This window comes from Aliisedimentitalea scapharcae (assembly GCF_045277565.1).
GTDB classification, from domain to species: Bacteria; Pseudomonadota; Alphaproteobacteria; order Rhodobacterales; family Rhodobacteraceae; genus Aliisedimentitalea; species Aliisedimentitalea scapharcae.
In genome coordinates this window covers 2065047-2079935 of record NZ_CP123584.1, presented here as the reverse complement: position 1 = coordinate 2079935, position 14889 = coordinate 2065047, and the positions used below count along the sequence as shown (strand labels likewise).

14 protein-coding genes are annotated in these 14889 nt (G+C 57.1%); 7 read left to right on the top strand and 7 right to left on the bottom strand.

Annotated features, from left to right (window positions below):
* The first annotated feature begins 41 nt into the window (after positions 1-41).
* The 3 genes from QEZ52_RS09815 to QEZ52_RS09805 all read left to right on the top strand — a co-directional run bounded on the left by QEZ52_RS09815 (position 42) and on the right by QEZ52_RS09805 (position 2908).
* A complete protein-coding gene (locus tag QEZ52_RS09815; RefSeq protein ID WP_406649924.1) occupies positions 42-890 on the top strand; it encodes a ferritin-like domain-containing protein in 849 nt (282 codons plus the stop codon).
* Between the two features lie 202 nt (positions 891-1092).
* Positions 1093-2421, top strand: a complete 1329-nt coding sequence (locus tag QEZ52_RS09810; protein WP_406649921.1) for a M23 family metallopeptidase — start codon at positions 1093-1095, stop codon at positions 2419-2421.
* Positions 2411-2908, top strand: coding sequence for a polymer-forming cytoskeletal protein (locus QEZ52_RS09805; protein WP_406649919.1), 498 nt, complete (start codon positions 2411-2413; stop codon positions 2906-2908). Before QEZ52_RS09810 ends, QEZ52_RS09805 begins: the two co-directional genes overlap by 11 nt.
* Before the next feature lie 143 nt (positions 2909-3051).
* Here the strand turns inward: QEZ52_RS09805 and QEZ52_RS09800 are convergent, their stop codons facing one another.
* The 3 genes from QEZ52_RS09800 to QEZ52_RS09790 all read right to left on the bottom strand — a co-directional run bounded on the left by QEZ52_RS09800 (position 3052) and on the right by QEZ52_RS09790 (position 5269).
* On the bottom strand, positions 3052-4026 hold the full coding sequence (locus tag QEZ52_RS09800; RefSeq protein WP_406649916.1) for a DUF3179 domain-containing protein: 975 nt from the start codon (positions 4024-4026) through the stop codon (positions 3052-3054).
* A gap of 198 nt (positions 4027-4224) precedes the next feature.
* On the bottom strand, positions 4225-4770 hold the full coding sequence (locus QEZ52_RS09795) for a peptidylprolyl isomerase (RefSeq protein ID WP_406649914.1): 546 nt from the start codon (positions 4768-4770) through the stop codon (positions 4225-4227).
* The gene (locus QEZ52_RS09790) at positions 4763-5269 is read right to left on the bottom strand and encodes a peptidylprolyl isomerase (protein WP_406649911.1); all 507 of its coding nucleotides are present in this window, start codon (positions 5267-5269) and stop codon (positions 4763-4765) included. Before QEZ52_RS09790 ends, QEZ52_RS09795 begins: the two co-directional genes overlap by 8 nt.
* Before the next feature lie 133 nt (positions 5270-5402).
* Between QEZ52_RS09790 and QEZ52_RS09785 the strand changes: the two genes are divergently transcribed.
* The 3 genes from QEZ52_RS09785 to QEZ52_RS09775 all read left to right on the top strand — a co-directional run bounded on the left by QEZ52_RS09785 (position 5403) and on the right by QEZ52_RS09775 (position 8357).
* Positions 5403-6593 carry a phosphoglycerate kinase gene (locus tag QEZ52_RS09785; protein WP_406649909.1) on the top strand — a complete coding sequence of 397 codons (1191 nt, stop codon included), beginning with the start codon at positions 5403-5405 and terminating at the stop codon, positions 6591-6593.
* A 164-nt stretch (positions 6594-6757) separates the two neighbouring features.
* Positions 6758-7903 (top strand): M24 family metallopeptidase, encoded by a 1146-nt coding sequence (locus tag QEZ52_RS09780; protein WP_406649907.1) that lies wholly within the window; start codon positions 6758-6760, stop codon positions 7901-7903.
* Positions 7904-8057: 154 nt separating this feature from the next.
* The gene (locus QEZ52_RS09775; RefSeq protein WP_406649904.1) at positions 8058-8357 is read left to right on the top strand and encodes a septum formation initiator family protein; all 300 of its coding nucleotides are present in this window, start codon (positions 8058-8060) and stop codon (positions 8355-8357) included.
* Positions 8358-8391: 34 nt separating this feature from the next.
* Here QEZ52_RS09775 and QEZ52_RS09770 read toward each other — a convergent pair whose 3' ends face one another.
* The 3 genes from QEZ52_RS09770 to QEZ52_RS09760 form a co-directional block, all read right to left on the bottom strand.
* Entirely contained in the window at positions 8392-9168 is a 777-nt protein-coding gene (locus tag QEZ52_RS09770; RefSeq protein ID WP_406649901.1) for a potassium channel family protein, read from the bottom strand.
* A 309-nt stretch (positions 9169-9477) separates the two neighbouring features.
* On the bottom strand, positions 9478-10650 hold the full coding sequence (locus tag QEZ52_RS09765; RefSeq protein WP_406649899.1) for an adenylate/guanylate cyclase domain-containing protein: 1173 nt from the start codon (positions 10648-10650) through the stop codon (positions 9478-9480).
* 300 nt (positions 10651-10950) lie between these two features.
* Positions 10951-11862, bottom strand: a complete 912-nt coding sequence (locus tag QEZ52_RS09760) for a LysR substrate-binding domain-containing protein (protein WP_406649896.1) — start codon at positions 11860-11862, stop codon at positions 10951-10953.
* A gap of 147 nt (positions 11863-12009) precedes the next feature.
* Here QEZ52_RS09760 and QEZ52_RS09755 point away from each other — a divergent pair, with 147 nt between their 5' ends.
* On the top strand, positions 12010-13590 hold the full coding sequence (locus tag QEZ52_RS09755) for an arylsulfatase (RefSeq protein WP_406649893.1): 1581 nt from the start codon (positions 12010-12012) through the stop codon (positions 13588-13590).
* 290 nt (positions 13591-13880) lie between these two features.
* On the opposite strand, the gene QEZ52_RS09750 is transcribed toward QEZ52_RS09755, so the two are convergent.
* Positions 13881-14846, bottom strand: a complete 966-nt coding sequence (locus QEZ52_RS09750) for a transporter (protein WP_406649890.1) — start codon at positions 14844-14846, stop codon at positions 13881-13883.
* Positions 14847-14889 lie beyond the last annotated feature (43 nt).

The window sequence follows — 14889 nt, the reverse complement described above, 5'->3', positions numbered from 1 at the left end:
TGTGATATGCGGTGAACCGGAGTGGCCCATTCACAGGATCCATGATGCCCGACGATCTCTCGCTTGCCGAACGTGCCGCCCAGGTTTTGACAACTGCTGATGGGCGCGAAAAAACCGCCCTGTCGCGCCACCATGCCGCCGAATGGTTTGCAGCGCGCCGGGGCGATCGTGCGCCGATTGCAATTGGCACCGCGACACCGCCCCTGCACCCGGCCCGCCCGGATCGCCCCGAATTGTTGTCGCCACGCGATGTGCCCCGGCGTCGTCCCGGATCGCGCCCAGGTCAGATCGCGCTGCTGCATGCGGTCGGACATATCGAACTCAATGCCGTTGATTTGCACTGGGATATCATTGCCCGGTTCTCGCACGTCGAAATGCCAGTGGGATTTTATGACGACTGGGTCAAGGCTGCTGACGAAGAATCGAACCATTTCAACCTGATATGCGAATGTCTTGAAGGTTTGGACAGCCATTATGGCGCCTTGCCCGCCCACGCGGGCATGTGGCGTGCCGCCGAAGACACCGCCCAGGATTTCATGGGGCGTCTCGCCGTGGTTCCTATGGTGCTCGAAGCGCGTGGTCTGGATGTCACACCGGGAATGATCGACATTTTTCGCAAGGCCAAATTGCCAGAGGTCGTGGCCGCATTAAAGGTGATCTATGCCGAAGAGGTCGGCCATGTTGCTTATGGGTCCAAGTGGTTTCACTTCCTGTGCGGGCGTCACAATCTGGACCCCAAGGATGAATTCCATCGTCTGGTGCGCACCTATTTCCACGGCGCGCTCAAGCCCCCCTTTAACGAAGAAAAACGCGCCGAGGCGGGGTTGCCACCTGATTTCTATTGGCCGCTGGCCGAGGACCCAATCGGTGACCGGGGCACGTCCCGCTGACGCCAATTCGCGCCAAATTTCCCACAACCCTTTGTCCTTCGGCGATTTTCTGCCGGTTCACCTCCCCTTGCCGCGGTTGCTTGGGGTTTGGTTTCGTTAACAGACTTGCCGAATGGCGTTGGGCACAGTATGCACCCTGTCCAGAAATACGTGCAACCGAGGGGATGCGGCGCACGTACGGAATAGAACCAGGGATGGACGCTTGCGCACTCGTCTAGCGATAAAAATTCACTCGGTGCTGGAACGGATGTTCCCCGAACGCCGGGTCTTTTTGAAGTCGGATTCCGATACTCGGTTCATCCGTCTCAAGCCGGAAACACAGCTGATTGCCTTTGGGGGCGCGACAGTGATGGTCATGTGGGCCATTGTCGCCACCGCCATCCTGTTGATGGACAGCATCGGTTCGGGCAATTTCCGTGAACAAGCCAAACGCGATCAGGAAGTGTACCGGGACCGGTTGAACGCCCTGTCATTCGAACGGGATCAGCGTGCAGAAGAAGCCGTGATGGCCCAACAGCGGTTCAACGCGGCGCTCAAGCAGATTTCGACCATGCAATCCGAATTGCTGGCGTCGGAAACCCAACGGCGCGAACTGGAAACTGGAATTGACGTCATCCAGACCACCCTGCGCGACACCATGAGCGAACGCGAAGACGCGCATAAGGCGCTGAACGAACTGGAAAAACAAACCCAGGAAGGCAGCGCCGCGATCACCATGGCCCGCAGCGCCCCGGTCCAGATGGAATTCATGTCGGATGTACTGGCTGACACGGCCCAGGAACGCGACGCGATCCGCGCCGACGCGCAAGCGGCCTTGGATCAACGGGCCGAGCTGGAGTTCGAGATCGAACTGATGCAGGAACGTAACGACCAGATTTTCCGCCAGCTCGAAGAAGCCATGGCGATTTCGGTCGAACCCCTGGACAAGATGTTCCGCAGTGCGGGCATGCCAACCGACAGCATCATCGAACAGGTGCGGCGCGGTTATAGCGGCCAGGGCGGTCCGCTCACCCCTTTATCCTTTTCCACACGCGGTGAAGAACCCTCGCCCGACGAAATAAGGGCCAACAAGATTCTGAACCAGATGGATCAGTTGAACCTGTATCGCATCGCGGCCCAACAGGCCCCCTTTGCCAGCCCCGTACGGGCGGCGGTCCGCTATACCAGCGGCTACGGTTACCGTCGCGATCCCAAAACGGGTGGCCGGCGCATGCACAACGGATCAGATTTCGCCGGTGCCCGCGGCACGGATATCTTTGCCACAGCCGATGGCGTGGTCAGCCATGCCGGGTGGCAAAGCGGCTTTGGAAAACTGGTGAAAATCAAACATGCCTTTGGCATTGAGACACTTTATGCTCATAACAGCAATATCCGCGTAAAGGTGGGCCAAAGGGTCTCGCGCGGGGACCATATTGCTGATATGGGTAGCACAGGACGGTCCACCGGTACGCATTTGCATTACGAAGTGCGCGTCGGCGGAAGACCGGTAAACCCGATGATCTATATCAAGGCTGCAAGAAATGTTTTCTAAGAGCAAAATCAACGATCCGGCACCCAAAGCGCCCGAAGCGGCCAGCCCGACGCCCACTTCTGCCCCATCGGCTCCCGAGAAAAGCGATTTTCGCGCCTCGGCCCCCAAGGCAAAGCCACCGGCATCGGTGCTCAGCTCGGATTTGCACGTCAGTGGCAACATGAAAACCACCGGCGACATTCAGGTCGAAGGCACTGTCGAAGGCGACATCCGTGCCCACCTGCTGACCGTGGGTGAAACCGCGACCATCAAGGGCGAAGTCACCGCCGATGACGTCGTGGTCAATGGCCGCATCGTCGGCCGCGTGCGCGGTCTCAAGGTGCGCCTGACATCGACCGCACGGGTCGAAGGCGACATCATCCACAAAACCATCGCCATCGAAAGCGGTGCCCATTTTGAGGGATCTGTTCAGCGTCAGGATGACCCGCTGAACCCGGGCAAAGCAGCGCCCAAGCCGGCTGCTGCCGCGCCCAAAGCCGATAGCTGATACAGCGTTCCGGCCCGAATACCGGATCGAACGCGTCGGGAGGAATTCGCGTCGATCTCGCCGAGTCTGACAGGGACTCTGAAACGCCGCTCCATTTGGAGTGGCGTTTCTTTATTCTGAAGACAAGCCACAGATATCAAATCCTATTTTCCCAACATCCAGACCCCGTCCGGCCAAAAGGCATGAAAGGCAAAGGCGAACATCACGTCATGTGCCACATCCCGTCCCTGACTGTCTCGGACCCGGATCGACCCGACATCGCGCCCCCGCGCGATACGCCCGGTGTCCAGCGCCGATGCCTGCCCGGGTCGCCATGAGATCCTGACCCCGGCCTCGGTGATCTGCGGGTCCGCCATCAGCCGGGTCAATGGCCAGGCACGATCCCCAACCCGCACCACCCGGGCCAATGCCGGAATACCGTGTGGCGGCAATTCGCCATTGTACAGGAACGGCCGTTTGCGGCTGTCATACCCGCGATATGGGTTGCGCCCGTATGACCGATTGAACGGCGGCTCTTCCATGACCAACCCCATCGGATTTCGAGTCCTGAATTCCTCCCAGCTTTCCAGCCAGCTGGGCACCAGGCGAAGTTCGGTCCCGGTCAATTCCCCAACAATGGCGGTGCCGACCGCCTGTTGCCACCAGCTTTGAGTTTCGCGGTCATACATGACCATATCGGAATTGCGCAGCTTGCCCGTCACTCCGAATGTCAGGGTCCTGGTCCGGACCCGCCGGTCAAAGGTCACCGCTGAATTGCACAGCGGACAAAACGTTACCGCCACAGGCAGCGCGCCCACCCTGTCATTGACAATTTCATGCCAGGTCAAATACCGCAGAGGATAGGCCCGCGGAGATTGGCCGTCGATCTCAAGCGTGATAACCGGTTCGCGCGGTTTGATCCGTGTGTCCTTGATTGCATGAATAAATTCAGGATCTTGCAGCGCAAGGATCCCATCCTTGGGCGGACCTCCGGACAGGATTTCGGCCCAATTCGATATCTGTGTCCTAGAAAAATCAGTCGCCGGCCATTCGTGTTTCCAAAACGACGGATCCGCAACACCAGGCCCCGAAAAGACCAGAGTCGCAAAAATGATTCCAACCAGCCGCGTCCACATCATGCCACCCTCCCTTGACCCCAATTCGCGGGTTTGAGACCACAGGGTGTTCCGCCAGAGCCAACAAAACCAGCCCGGGCACAAGGATGTGAAGCTGCGTGACAAAAAATGGGCGGCCCGTCCAATCAACGCGCCGCCCAAGACTTTTAGCTAAAAGTCTTGACAATTTTCTTTGAAAAAGAAAATTACTCCGCCCGACGATTAATCGGTCACGGTAACTTTTTTCATCACATCAGGCTGGCCCACGACGGATCCATTGGACCCAGCGCCCCGTTTGATCGCATCAACCACGTCCATGCCGCCCGTCACCTTGCCAACAACGGTGTACTGACCGTTCAGGAAATGCCCTGGTGCAAACATGATAAAGAACTGCGAGTTCCCGGAATTTGGATTCTGCGACCGGGCCATGCCAACCACGCCACGTTCGTATGGCACATCGGAAAATTCGGCCTTCAGGTCTGCCCGGTCAGATCCGCCCATACCTGCGCGGCTCATATCCGAACCCAGTTTTCCAAACTGCACATCGCCGGTTTGCGCCATGAAACCATCAATCACGCGGTGAAAGACCACCCCGTCATACTGTCCCTCGGCGGCCAGCGCAGCGATCTGTTCCACATGTTTGGGCGCGACCTCGTCCAGCAGGTCAATGGTGATGACACCATTGGCCTCGCCTGCGACCTCGATCTGCAGACCGGTTGCCAGCGCGGGGCTGGCCATCAACGCAAAAACAGCTGCCAGCTTACGCATCGGCGGCAACCTTGACGCTGATCATGCGGTCCGGGTTCGCTGGCGGTTCGCCACGGGTGATGGCATCGACATGTTCCATGCCCTCAACGACGCGGCCATAAACGGTGTATTGACCGTTCAGGAAATTGTTGTCCTTGAAGTTGATGAAGAACTGCGAGTTGGCAGAGTTCGGGTTCTGCGAACGCGCTGCACCAATGGTGCCACGGTCATGGGGCAGCTTCGAGAATTCGGCAGGTACGTTGGGCAGCGACGACCCACCCGTGCCTGCCATACGCAGGTTGAACCCGTCTTCCATATCACCATGCTGAACATCGCCGGTCTGGGCCATGAAGCCGTCGATCACGCGGTGGAACGCCACGTTGTCATATTCCCCACCCCGGGCCAGTTCCTTCATCCGGGCGCAATGTTCAGGCGCAACATCAGGCAGCAGCTCGATAACGACGTTGCCGTCCTTGAGTTCCATGATGATGGTGTTTTCGGGGTCTTTGATCTCGGCCATGAGGCTCTCCTGTCATTGTATTTGAGCGGAAACTAATCATCCCGGCCCGGATGGACAAGGCGCGCCATTGACCCGCGCGCACTTTCCGGTAGAGAAACGCGCAAACATTGGCATTTTTTGGAGAGTATCGGTCATGGGTTGGAAAACGCTCGACGACATGGATCTGAACGGCAAGCGCGTCTTGGTGCGCGTGGATATCAACGTCCCGATCGTGGACGGGGTTGTCACCGACAGCACACGGATCCGCCGGATCGCCCCGTCAGTGCGTGACATCCTGGCCGCAGGTGGCAAGCCGATCTTGCTGGCCCATTTCGGCCGTCCCGGTGGCGAACGCCGCGAAAACCTGTCGCTGCAGCAGCTGGTTCCGACACTGGAGCGTGCGTTTGAAACCAAAGTGCTGTTCGCCGCTGATTGTGTCGGTGCAGGGGCCGCGGCGGCGGCTGATGCCCTGCAACCGGGCGAAGTGCTGCTGCTGGAAAACACCCGCTTTCACGCCGCCGAAACCAAAAATGACCCCGACCTGGCCGCTGGCATGGCGCGTCTGGGCGATGTGTATTGTAACGATGCGTTTTCCGCCGCGCACCGGGCGCACAGCTCGACCGAGGCGATCGCCCGGCTGCTGCCCGCCTGTGCTGGCCGCTTGATGCAGGCCGAACTGGAAGCGCTGGAATCCGCCCTGGGCGCGCCCAAACGCCCGGTAACCGCTGTGGTCGGGGGGGCCAAAGTATCGACCAAGCTGGAACTGCTGGGCAACCTTATCGAAAAGGTGGATTACCTGGTGATCGGTGGCGGCATGGCCAATACCTTCCTGGTGGCCAAGGGCCAGAATGTCGGCAAATCACTGGCCGAACGCATCATGAAGGACACGGCTGCCGAAATCATTGCCAAAGCCGAGGCCGCAGGCTGCAAGATCATTCTGCCCACGGACATTGTGGTGGCGGAAAAATTTGAATCCCATGCTGATCATCAGGTGCTGCCTGCCGATCAATGCCCCGACGAAGGCATGATCCTGGATGCTGGCCCCGACAGCGTCGCTGCAATCACCGAGATCTTTGAAAACAGCCAGACCGTGATCTGGAACGGTCCCCTGGGCGCGTTCGAGCTGGAACCCTTTGATGCAGCCACCAACGCCGCCGCGCTCAAGGCTGCCGCCATGACCCGCGCGGGCAAGCTGATTTCGGTCGCCGGTGGTGGCGACACGGTCGCAGCGCTGAACGCCTCCGGGGCCGCCGGGGATTTCACCTATATCTCCACAGCCGGGGGCGCATTCCTGGAGTGGATGGAAGGCAAGACCCTGCCTGGCGTTGCTGCCCTGGACCAGTAAAACCCCTTTAAAATCTAAACACAGGCGCTGCTCTCCATATCAAGAGCAGCGCCTTTTGCGTTTCAGGGCACCCAAGGGCGCGCATCATCAGGGCAGAAATACCTTCCGGGAATCGGACACATGTGTCTAGCGTGACGGCTGACAGCCAAGAAAAAGGGATCCGGATGTTTCACGCCCGCATGGACCAGCTCCGCCAGAAGATGGCCGATCATGATATTGATGTAGCCCTGATCACCGATGACGACAACGTGTATTACCTGACTGGGTATTATGATTACCTGCATATGGAATTTGGCCGCCCCACAATTCTGGTGGTACCGCGCGAAGGGCACAGCCTGTTGATCACCCCGGTGATCGACGAAGTCATGGCCAAAACCGCCGCCCGCGTGGATCAGATTGCGGCCTGGAATGATGGTGCCGGAGAGGAATGGCGCGCTGAACTGCCCACAGCTCTCACGGGTGCCCGACGCGTTGCCATTGAACCCGGACACATGCCCCCATTGGTCCGCCAGTATATCGACGGGTTGGTGAATGCAGATCGTTTGGTCACGGTTACCCCGCATCTGGCCGATATGCGCATGATCAAATCAGAGCAGGAACTGCAACTGGCGCGCCACGCCGGCCAGGTGGCCACTGCGATGATGGCCGCCGGGCGCGGTGCGATTGGTGCCGGTGTCCCTGAATTCGAAGTGGCGCTTGCCACCGCACAGGCCGGGACCCGCAAGGCCGCCGACCTGTTGGCGGCGCATTATGCGGACACGGAAATGTCGCCCAACACCCATTTCCTGCAAATCATGGCATCGGGACAGGATATCATCAAAACCCATCATCGCGCTTCGACCCGGATCATGCAGCATGGCGACCCCGTGTTTCTGTGTTTCTGCGGCATGACCAATTTTCATCGTTTCAAGCTGGGCTTTGATCGCACGTTCTGGATTGGCGAAATTGCCGACCCGTCCCAGGCCGAGGTCTATGAGATCGCCCGCGCCAGCCAAGCCGCCGCGCTGGCCGCCCTGCGCCCCGGTGTCACCGCCCAAAGCGTGCATGAAGCCTATGCCGAGGTCATTCAGGGTGCGGGGTATGATTACCCGTTCCGATGTGGCCGCGCGACCGGGTTCAGCTTTCTGGAAAAACCGCAACTGGTGACGGGGGATGAAACGATCCTGCAACCCGGCATGGTGCTGGCGGTGGATGGGTCGGTATCGGTGGAAACCTTTCGGGCTCAGGTGGGTGACAGTTTTATCATCACGGACGATGGCTATGAACAGATCACGGATCACCCCAAGGGAATCGCCGATTTGATCCTGTGAAACGGGCCTCGGACTCGGTGGTCAAGGAAAAGTAGAAAAAAAATAGCGCATTGGACTCAAAGGGGATTCACAAGCCGAATCACCTGTGTCATAAGATATCCAGACACCCGAACAACGGGTGCAGCTTTGAGGCAGAGCATACAGGCAACCCAACGTGACCCGTACAAACCGACCATCTTTTGGTGCCCTGATTTTCTTTGCGGTGGCATTCGCGCTGAGCGCTTATTTCACCTTTGCAGCGGTTCAGGGGGATTTCGGGCTGTTTCGTCGGGTCGAGATCGCCGCGGAAGCAGATTTGCTGCGCGGCGATCTCGAACGCCTGAACGCCCAGGCCGCCGAAATGGAAAACCTGACCCGGCGGCTGAGCGACGATTACCTGGATCTGGATCTTTTGGACCAACAGGCCCGATCTGTTCTGGGATTGTTGCGCACGGATGAAATTGTCATCCGCTAATCTGGCACCAACCCGGCGCGCACCCTGCCCCGGCCTAGGTCAATCCTTCGGTTTCGATTTGCAACAGCGTCCCGCAGTGCTTGCAATGTACGGCATCCTGGTCGTGTTTGAACAAACCACAGCTTTTGCATTTGTATTTGACCTTGGTCGGTTGGATCATCGCACGGGCCAATTGCACAAACAGCGATACACCAACAATCATGATCATCACGGTCAGCAACCTGGCCCCGGTTGATTGCGGCGTGATATCGCCATACCCCGTCGTGGTCAGCGTCGTCACGGTGAAATAAAGCGCATCCACATAGCCTTCGACGCCTGCGTCTTCCTTGGAATAGATCGCATGCACCACAGAGGTGGTAAAGAACACAAATACAAACAGGTTCACCCCAGCCACCACCGCATCTTCGTGCTTGTTGAAAAACGGGCTGGTCTGACGCAGGTCGTGCATCAAATGGTATGAATGGATCAACCGCAGGCCTCGCAGGATCCGCAAAAAGGCAATGTTCTCTTCGACAAGCGGAGAGATCACCAAAGAGGCAATCACGATCAGATCTGCAATTGTGTAAACCTGCCGCAGAAAAACCTTGCGATCAGGTGCAATCCACAGACGGGCAGCAAAATCCAGAACGATGACCACACCACACAGCGCGACGATGGCTTCCCACAGCGGATTGGCGGGCAATGCGGCTGTGATGATGAAAAAGATGATCGTGACAGCATCAAAGGTGATCAACGCAAAGCGGAACCGTTTCGAGGTTTGGCCCGAACCAGTGTAGAGCCGGGTTACTTTGGTCTTGAAGTTTTCGGTCATGGGCACCGTCACCTTAGGAAATACAGGCGGTTACGCCTTAGCAGGTTGTTCCATTTAAGCCGATTGAATTCGGGAAACCAAACATAATCCCAACCAATGAACGTCGCGGAATCTCTCTGCCTCGCGTGGTCCATCGCGCGACTGTTCCGCGCGCGACCCGGCGTGGCGGATCCACCCTGACCCAAGACCGCACACAGGCGGGGTTGCGATGTGTTTTCCACCTCCGGTGTGGTCGCATGCCGCCGGTATTGTCCCACCGCGCCAGAACGATTTACCTCAGCCCCGCATGCAACCGTGTTTGGGTACATGTCATGGGTTTGGCTCTGAAAGGCTGAAAAGATCAACGGGATGCGCGAGGCCGCGCACATTGTGCGACCCACGCGCGGTAAACAGATTGGGGGTCGCGTCGGCAATGGCATGGGTTGCGAGCACCCGATGACCCAGGGATTTGGTCAGGCCTTCGATCCTGCTAGCGACATTGACTGCCCCGCCAAGCACCGTGAAATCCAGCCTGCCGGGGCTGCCTATATTGCCATAGCTGACCGTTCCGACATTGATGCCGATCCCCAGGTCCAGCGGCGATTTTCGCGCCTGCAGGCGTCGATCATTCAGCACGGCCAACCCACCCAGCACGTTTCTGGCCGCCTGTGTTGCGTGTTGGCATTGGTGTCGGTGCTCGCCGGCCGTTCGAATTGGGAAAACAGACAGAATGCCGTCCCCCATGAATTTCAATACATCCCCGCCCATCTCCTCGACCGACTGCACGACAATATCAAAATAGCCCTCCAACGCATCAAAGACCTCGTCCTCTGGGGCGCTGTCCGAGAGCGCAGTAAACCCGCGCAGATCAGAGAACATCACAACCGCCTCCAGGGATGTGCGTTCTCCGCGTTGAATGCTGCCCGTCCAAACTGCTTCGCTCGGCCCATCTCCAAGATACGTACGCAGCAGGCTTTTTGACGATTTGCGCATGGTCACAGGTTCCAGCGCCGACGCGAGGCCGGGTTTGGCTGCTTCGATCATTTCCAGATGTCGGGGTGAAAACCCATTGGGCGATTGAGAGGCAAATGTGCAACCGTGTTGCGAGCCATCTCCATAATCCAGCAACGTGGCGTAATAATCTGTGCCGCCCGCTTGGGCAAATTCAAGGTAAGAGACGTGATCCTGGTCAGGATCAAGCCCGCGCAAGCTTTTGTGCAGGGGGCGCTGGTTCTCCAGAATGTATTCAAAAGCGCTTCCGATATAGCCATCTGTCAACATACGCGCATGGGTGACGTCGTAAATTTCGGTGCTGTCCGGCGTCCACACCACACCCCAGGCAATCAACAGCGGATTGGCAAAGCGCTGGCCGATGTTCACACGCCAAAGCGGGACACCCGCGTCGATCAAGGTCGCGCAAAAATGCGAAACCACCTTGACCGGGTCGTTCGAACATCGACCTTGGGTCATCATCCAGTGATTCAGATCATCAATCGCATCCATCAGCCTAGGGTAGCGCCATATTTGCCAGGTAGAAATGCCAAAGGTCGGGCACAGTCCTGATTGATCTGCCGCAGACAGGGGAGGTCGCTCTGTCCCCCTCAGCTCAGGTACCAAGCCCCCCATCTGACACCACAACCGTCGTTAGGAATGTCAACATCGCGCTGTGTTTTGGATGACAGGGCGTTTTGCATGTACCTCGCCGCAAAAGAAGCGGTTATCAAAGGACATGCCGAACAGCGCGGAATTCCGGTCGACCCGACCACGGCAAACCTGGTGTGACTGACCCGACCGTCGTCGACCCTATATGTCAGCCGTGTTGAGGTCCGCCAACCTGGACCAAAACAGGTCCAACGCCGCAGACCCCCCCTGGGATTTTCGCGAGGCGCAAATGTTCCAATACAGCGGGCTCAGAACAGGGATTTCCTTGACGGTTTGCAACGCCAACATCTCTTTGAACGTTTCGGGCATGCCACCGACAATGATATCGGGACTGTCCAGCAAGGCGGCCAGAAACGCATAGTCATCACTCTCGATCCGCGGCAGCGCTGCAACTTTTTGGGCTGCAGTCGCGTCACCTCCGAGCACTTTGGTGAGCGTTGCTTTCCAATGTTTGTGCAAATGGGGCGACGCAAAAGGAAACTCAAAAATGTCACTAAGGGATTGCGGACCACGTCCATGAATGGGATGCGCGGGGTGTGCCACAAAGACAACCTGTTGTTTTTCCATCACCAAAATATCGACGTCGTCCGCCTCTGGCGTATAGGTGAGATCGCCAACAAAGATATCTAATTGACCATTCTGCACAAGATCCAAGGGGCGTGCATAGGCGCTGACCAGAATCTCAAAGCGCAGATTGGGCATTTCTTTCCGCACTTTCTGAAGCGTGGGAAGGATCAGCGTTCTTGTGGTCAAAGGTCCGCATCCAACGCGAAGAACGCCGCCATTTGTGTCCCCGAGCTCTGCAACCCGATTTTGGTAGCGATCAAGATCAGATTTCAGATCCTGTGCGACGGTCAGATACTCTTGTCCCGCCCGCGTGAGTTTGCTGTTGTTGCGTGTCCGGTGAAAAAGCGTGAGACCGGTTTCGACCTCGGCCTGTGCGATATACCGGGACAATGACGCGTTCGAAACGCCAATCTTGCGTGCCGCCTCTTGAAAGCTGCCTGTTTGGGCCAAGACCAGGAACGCATTCAGTGCATTTTCGTTCAGCATGGTTCACCGTAATTTCAGATATGAGACTTTAAATTTCAGGTATCGAAAACAAAGTCCAGCGCTGTTGCTCCCACTGACCCTGTGTCGCTAATTTTGATGGCGCAACTAAACGTCGAGCCACCATCCCATTTTCCAAAAGGACCTATTATGCCCACGCAACGAACCCGCTGGATGCTAACCTTGGCTTCCACCGCAATACTGGGTCTGACGCCCGTGTTTGCCCATGCAGAGACGGACAAGCCCAATATTCTTGTCATCATGGCCGACGACGTTGGCTGGGCAAGCCTGGGGAGTTATCATCAAGGCGTCAAAAGCATCCAGACACCCAATCTGGACCAACTGGCGTCCGAAGGAATGCGTCTCACGGACTATTATGCGCAACCAAGCTGTACCGCGGGGCGGTCCGCCTTCATTACCGGGCAGTACCCGGTGCGGACGGGCATGCATACTGTGGGGCTTCCCGGTGACCCGGACAAAGGCTTGCACGAAAACGATCCAACGCTCGCAAACATGTTGAAATCTCTGGGTTATACAACGGGGCAATTTGGCAAGAACCATTTGGGGGACATGAATAAATTTCTGCCAACGGTCAAAGGGTTCGATGAATATTGGGGGTGGCTCTATCATTTGAACGCGATGGAATACACGACGGATCCTGATTGGCCCAAGGACCAGAAATTCAACGACACCTTTGGTCCGCGCAACATTATCCATGCCTATGCAACCCAAGAGGTCGACGCGACCGTGGATCCGCGTTGGGGCCCCGTCGGAAAACAGCGCATTGTTGACGATGGACCCGCACCGCCCGAGCGTCAAAAAACGCTCGACAATGAAGTGACCGCTCATACGCTTGATTTCATTGATCGTGCGGTCGAAAGCGACACACCGTTTTTTGTCTGGATGGCTCCGGCGCGCGCCCATGTGTGGACGCATCTGAGCCCTGAATATGAAGCGCTGATGGGCGACGGACGGGGGTTGCAGGATGTTGTGATGCGAGAGCTGGACGACAATGTCGGCAAAGTCATGGCGCATCTGGACACACTTGGGGTCACCGACAACACGATCGTTGTGTTCACGTCAGACAATGGCCCCGAAACGATGACATGGCCAGATGGCGGCACGACGCCTTTTCACGGCGAAAAAGGGACCACTTGGGAAGGTGGCTTCCGTGTTCCTGCGATCGTCCGTTGGCCGGGCAAAATCCCTGCAGGGAAAGTCAGCAACGGGATCTTTGATGGCATGGACTGGATGCCTACCTTGGTTGCGGCCGCTGGAGGACCCGACGACCTGCCCGAGGCGCTTCTCGCTGGTTATGAAGGCTATCAGGTGCACCTTGATGGCTACAACCAGACATCCTTCCTCACTGGCGAAACCGGCAGCAACCGGAAGGAAATCGTTTATTACGAAGGCCCCGATCTCCAGGCCGTACGTTATGGCGATTGGAAGGCCCATTTTACCATCCAAACACACGGCTGGGCCGGTCCCAAGGATGAGTTGAACGCCCCGCTCCTGTTCAACCTCCGTCGTGACCCCTATGAAAAAGCGGCTGACGAGTCCGGAATGTATACCCGATGGATGGGCAACAAAATGTGGGCGTTTGGACCTGCGGCCAAACTTGTGCAGCGGCATTTGGGTACATTTGCAGCCTTTCCACCGCGGGGATCAAATGTGACCAATCAGGCGCATGTCGAAGAGCAAATTTCCAGCGAAGGCGGGATGTCGCAATAAACGGCACTGATTTCGAGGGCGGATTCCTTTCGCCCTCGATTTGCATTGGACTGACGTCTGACGTCGGATTTTGACCATGGCTGCTGTGGTGGTCGCTGTGTTGGCGGCCATGTTGGTCAATATGATGGCTGCTCTATTGGGGGAACCGGGGAATTTCTCGATCTAGGAATGCAGACTGGTTTCCACCAGCCCGAGGATCATCTCTGTTCGGCGATTTTTCTGCCTCTGCATCCACCCAACACACACCTGGTCCCCGTCCCAAGAGCGGCGCAGTCATGTCTTCCTGGGGTCTAAAACTGTATGCTAAATGAAAGAGTGGCATAGTCACCGGACAAACGGTTTTTGGAATGAACATCGTGAATCCAGCTGGCCGAAAAGGCGACATTTCCACCCGCCGATTTTGGAATCCAGGAAATCGCCGGGCCAATACCAAACGCTTCCCCTTTGAAATCCCCCAACAAGGCCCCTGCCCCCGAGTCTCCGGTCAATTGCTTATACGCATAGCCATGTAGTCCCACAGAAAGCTCTTCGGACACGAATTGGTTGAACATGAAATCCATGTGGAACTCTGTCCCGGTTCGATAGTTCGTATCCTCATTTTCCGAATTGAACATTACGCCCGGTACAACGGAAAACTCGGTGCCGCGTTCGGGATCGAACCATGTAAGCGCAGCAACCAGATCGGCGCTCCAATAATTGCGTCCGATATTCACTGACCCGTTGGGGTCATACTGACCGGTGGGTGCTATGATCAGAGCATAGAGATTTGTATGAACCTTTCCCGAAGACCAGAAGAAAGAAGCCGGAATAATCCCAATATCGCCCAATGCGAACTCGTCCTGCGCCGTCGCCAGCCCCCCGACTGAGGCGCTGTAAGACGCATAACCAACAGGAATATACCCGCCCACGGCAAACCGCCCTCCCAACATGGGCGCATCCCAAACGTGCATACCTTGGAACAGGGAATAAAACGCATCGCTTTTCATTGACGCCTGGATCTGCCCGTTTTTGACTGCGCGATCTGCCTGTCCGCGATACAGCAAATTGACGTTTGCAAATACTGATCCGGGTTCCGGAGCCATGCCCGGCAAAAGGCTTCCGTAGGCACCTGGGAAATAATTGGAAAATGCACCTTCTCCGGCATCGACTGACGTGTGCGCCAACGCTGTCACAAGCACGACAGGCAATCCAATCTTGGCATTCCGCCCGATCTTGGCATTCAGCATCATCAGCCCCTTGTTCAATTGCGCAGACAAGACATTGTTATTCTGGTGTTTCCGAGTATCCGCCTGCAACCTG

Coding starts and splice junctions, on each gene's coding strand:
- QEZ52_RS09815 (WP_406649924.1), top strand. CDS start 42: ATGATGCCCGACGATCTCTCGCTTGCCGAACGTGCCGCCCAGGTTTTG.
- QEZ52_RS09805 (WP_406649919.1), top strand. CDS start 2,411: ATGTTTTCTAAGAGCAAAATCAACGATCCGGCACCCAAAGCGCCCGAA.
- QEZ52_RS09800 (WP_406649916.1), bottom strand. CDS start 4,026: ATGATGTGGACGCGGCTGGTTGGAATCATTTTTGCGACTCTGGTCTTT.
- QEZ52_RS09795 (WP_406649914.1), bottom strand. CDS start 4,770: ATGCGTAAGCTGGCAGCTGTTTTTGCGTTGATGGCCAGCCCCGCGCTG.
- QEZ52_RS09790 (WP_406649911.1), bottom strand. CDS start 5,269: ATGGCCGAGATCAAAGACCCCGAAAACACCATCATCATGGAACTCAAG.
- QEZ52_RS09785 (WP_406649909.1), top strand. CDS start 5,403: ATGGGTTGGAAAACGCTCGACGACATGGATCTGAACGGCAAGCGCGTC.
- QEZ52_RS09780 (WP_406649907.1), top strand. CDS start 6,758: ATGTTTCACGCCCGCATGGACCAGCTCCGCCAGAAGATGGCCGATCAT.
- QEZ52_RS09770 (WP_406649901.1), bottom strand. CDS start 9,168: ATGACCGAAAACTTCAAGACCAAAGTAACCCGGCTCTACACTGGTTCG.
- QEZ52_RS09765 (WP_406649899.1), bottom strand. CDS start 10,650: ATGGATGCGATTGATGATCTGAATCACTGGATGATGACCCAAGGTCGA.
- QEZ52_RS09760 (WP_406649896.1), bottom strand. CDS start 11,862: ATGCTGAACGAAAATGCACTGAATGCGTTCCTGGTCTTGGCCCAAACA.
- QEZ52_RS09755 (WP_406649893.1), top strand. CDS start 12,010: ATGCCCACGCAACGAACCCGCTGGATGCTAACCTTGGCTTCCACCGCA.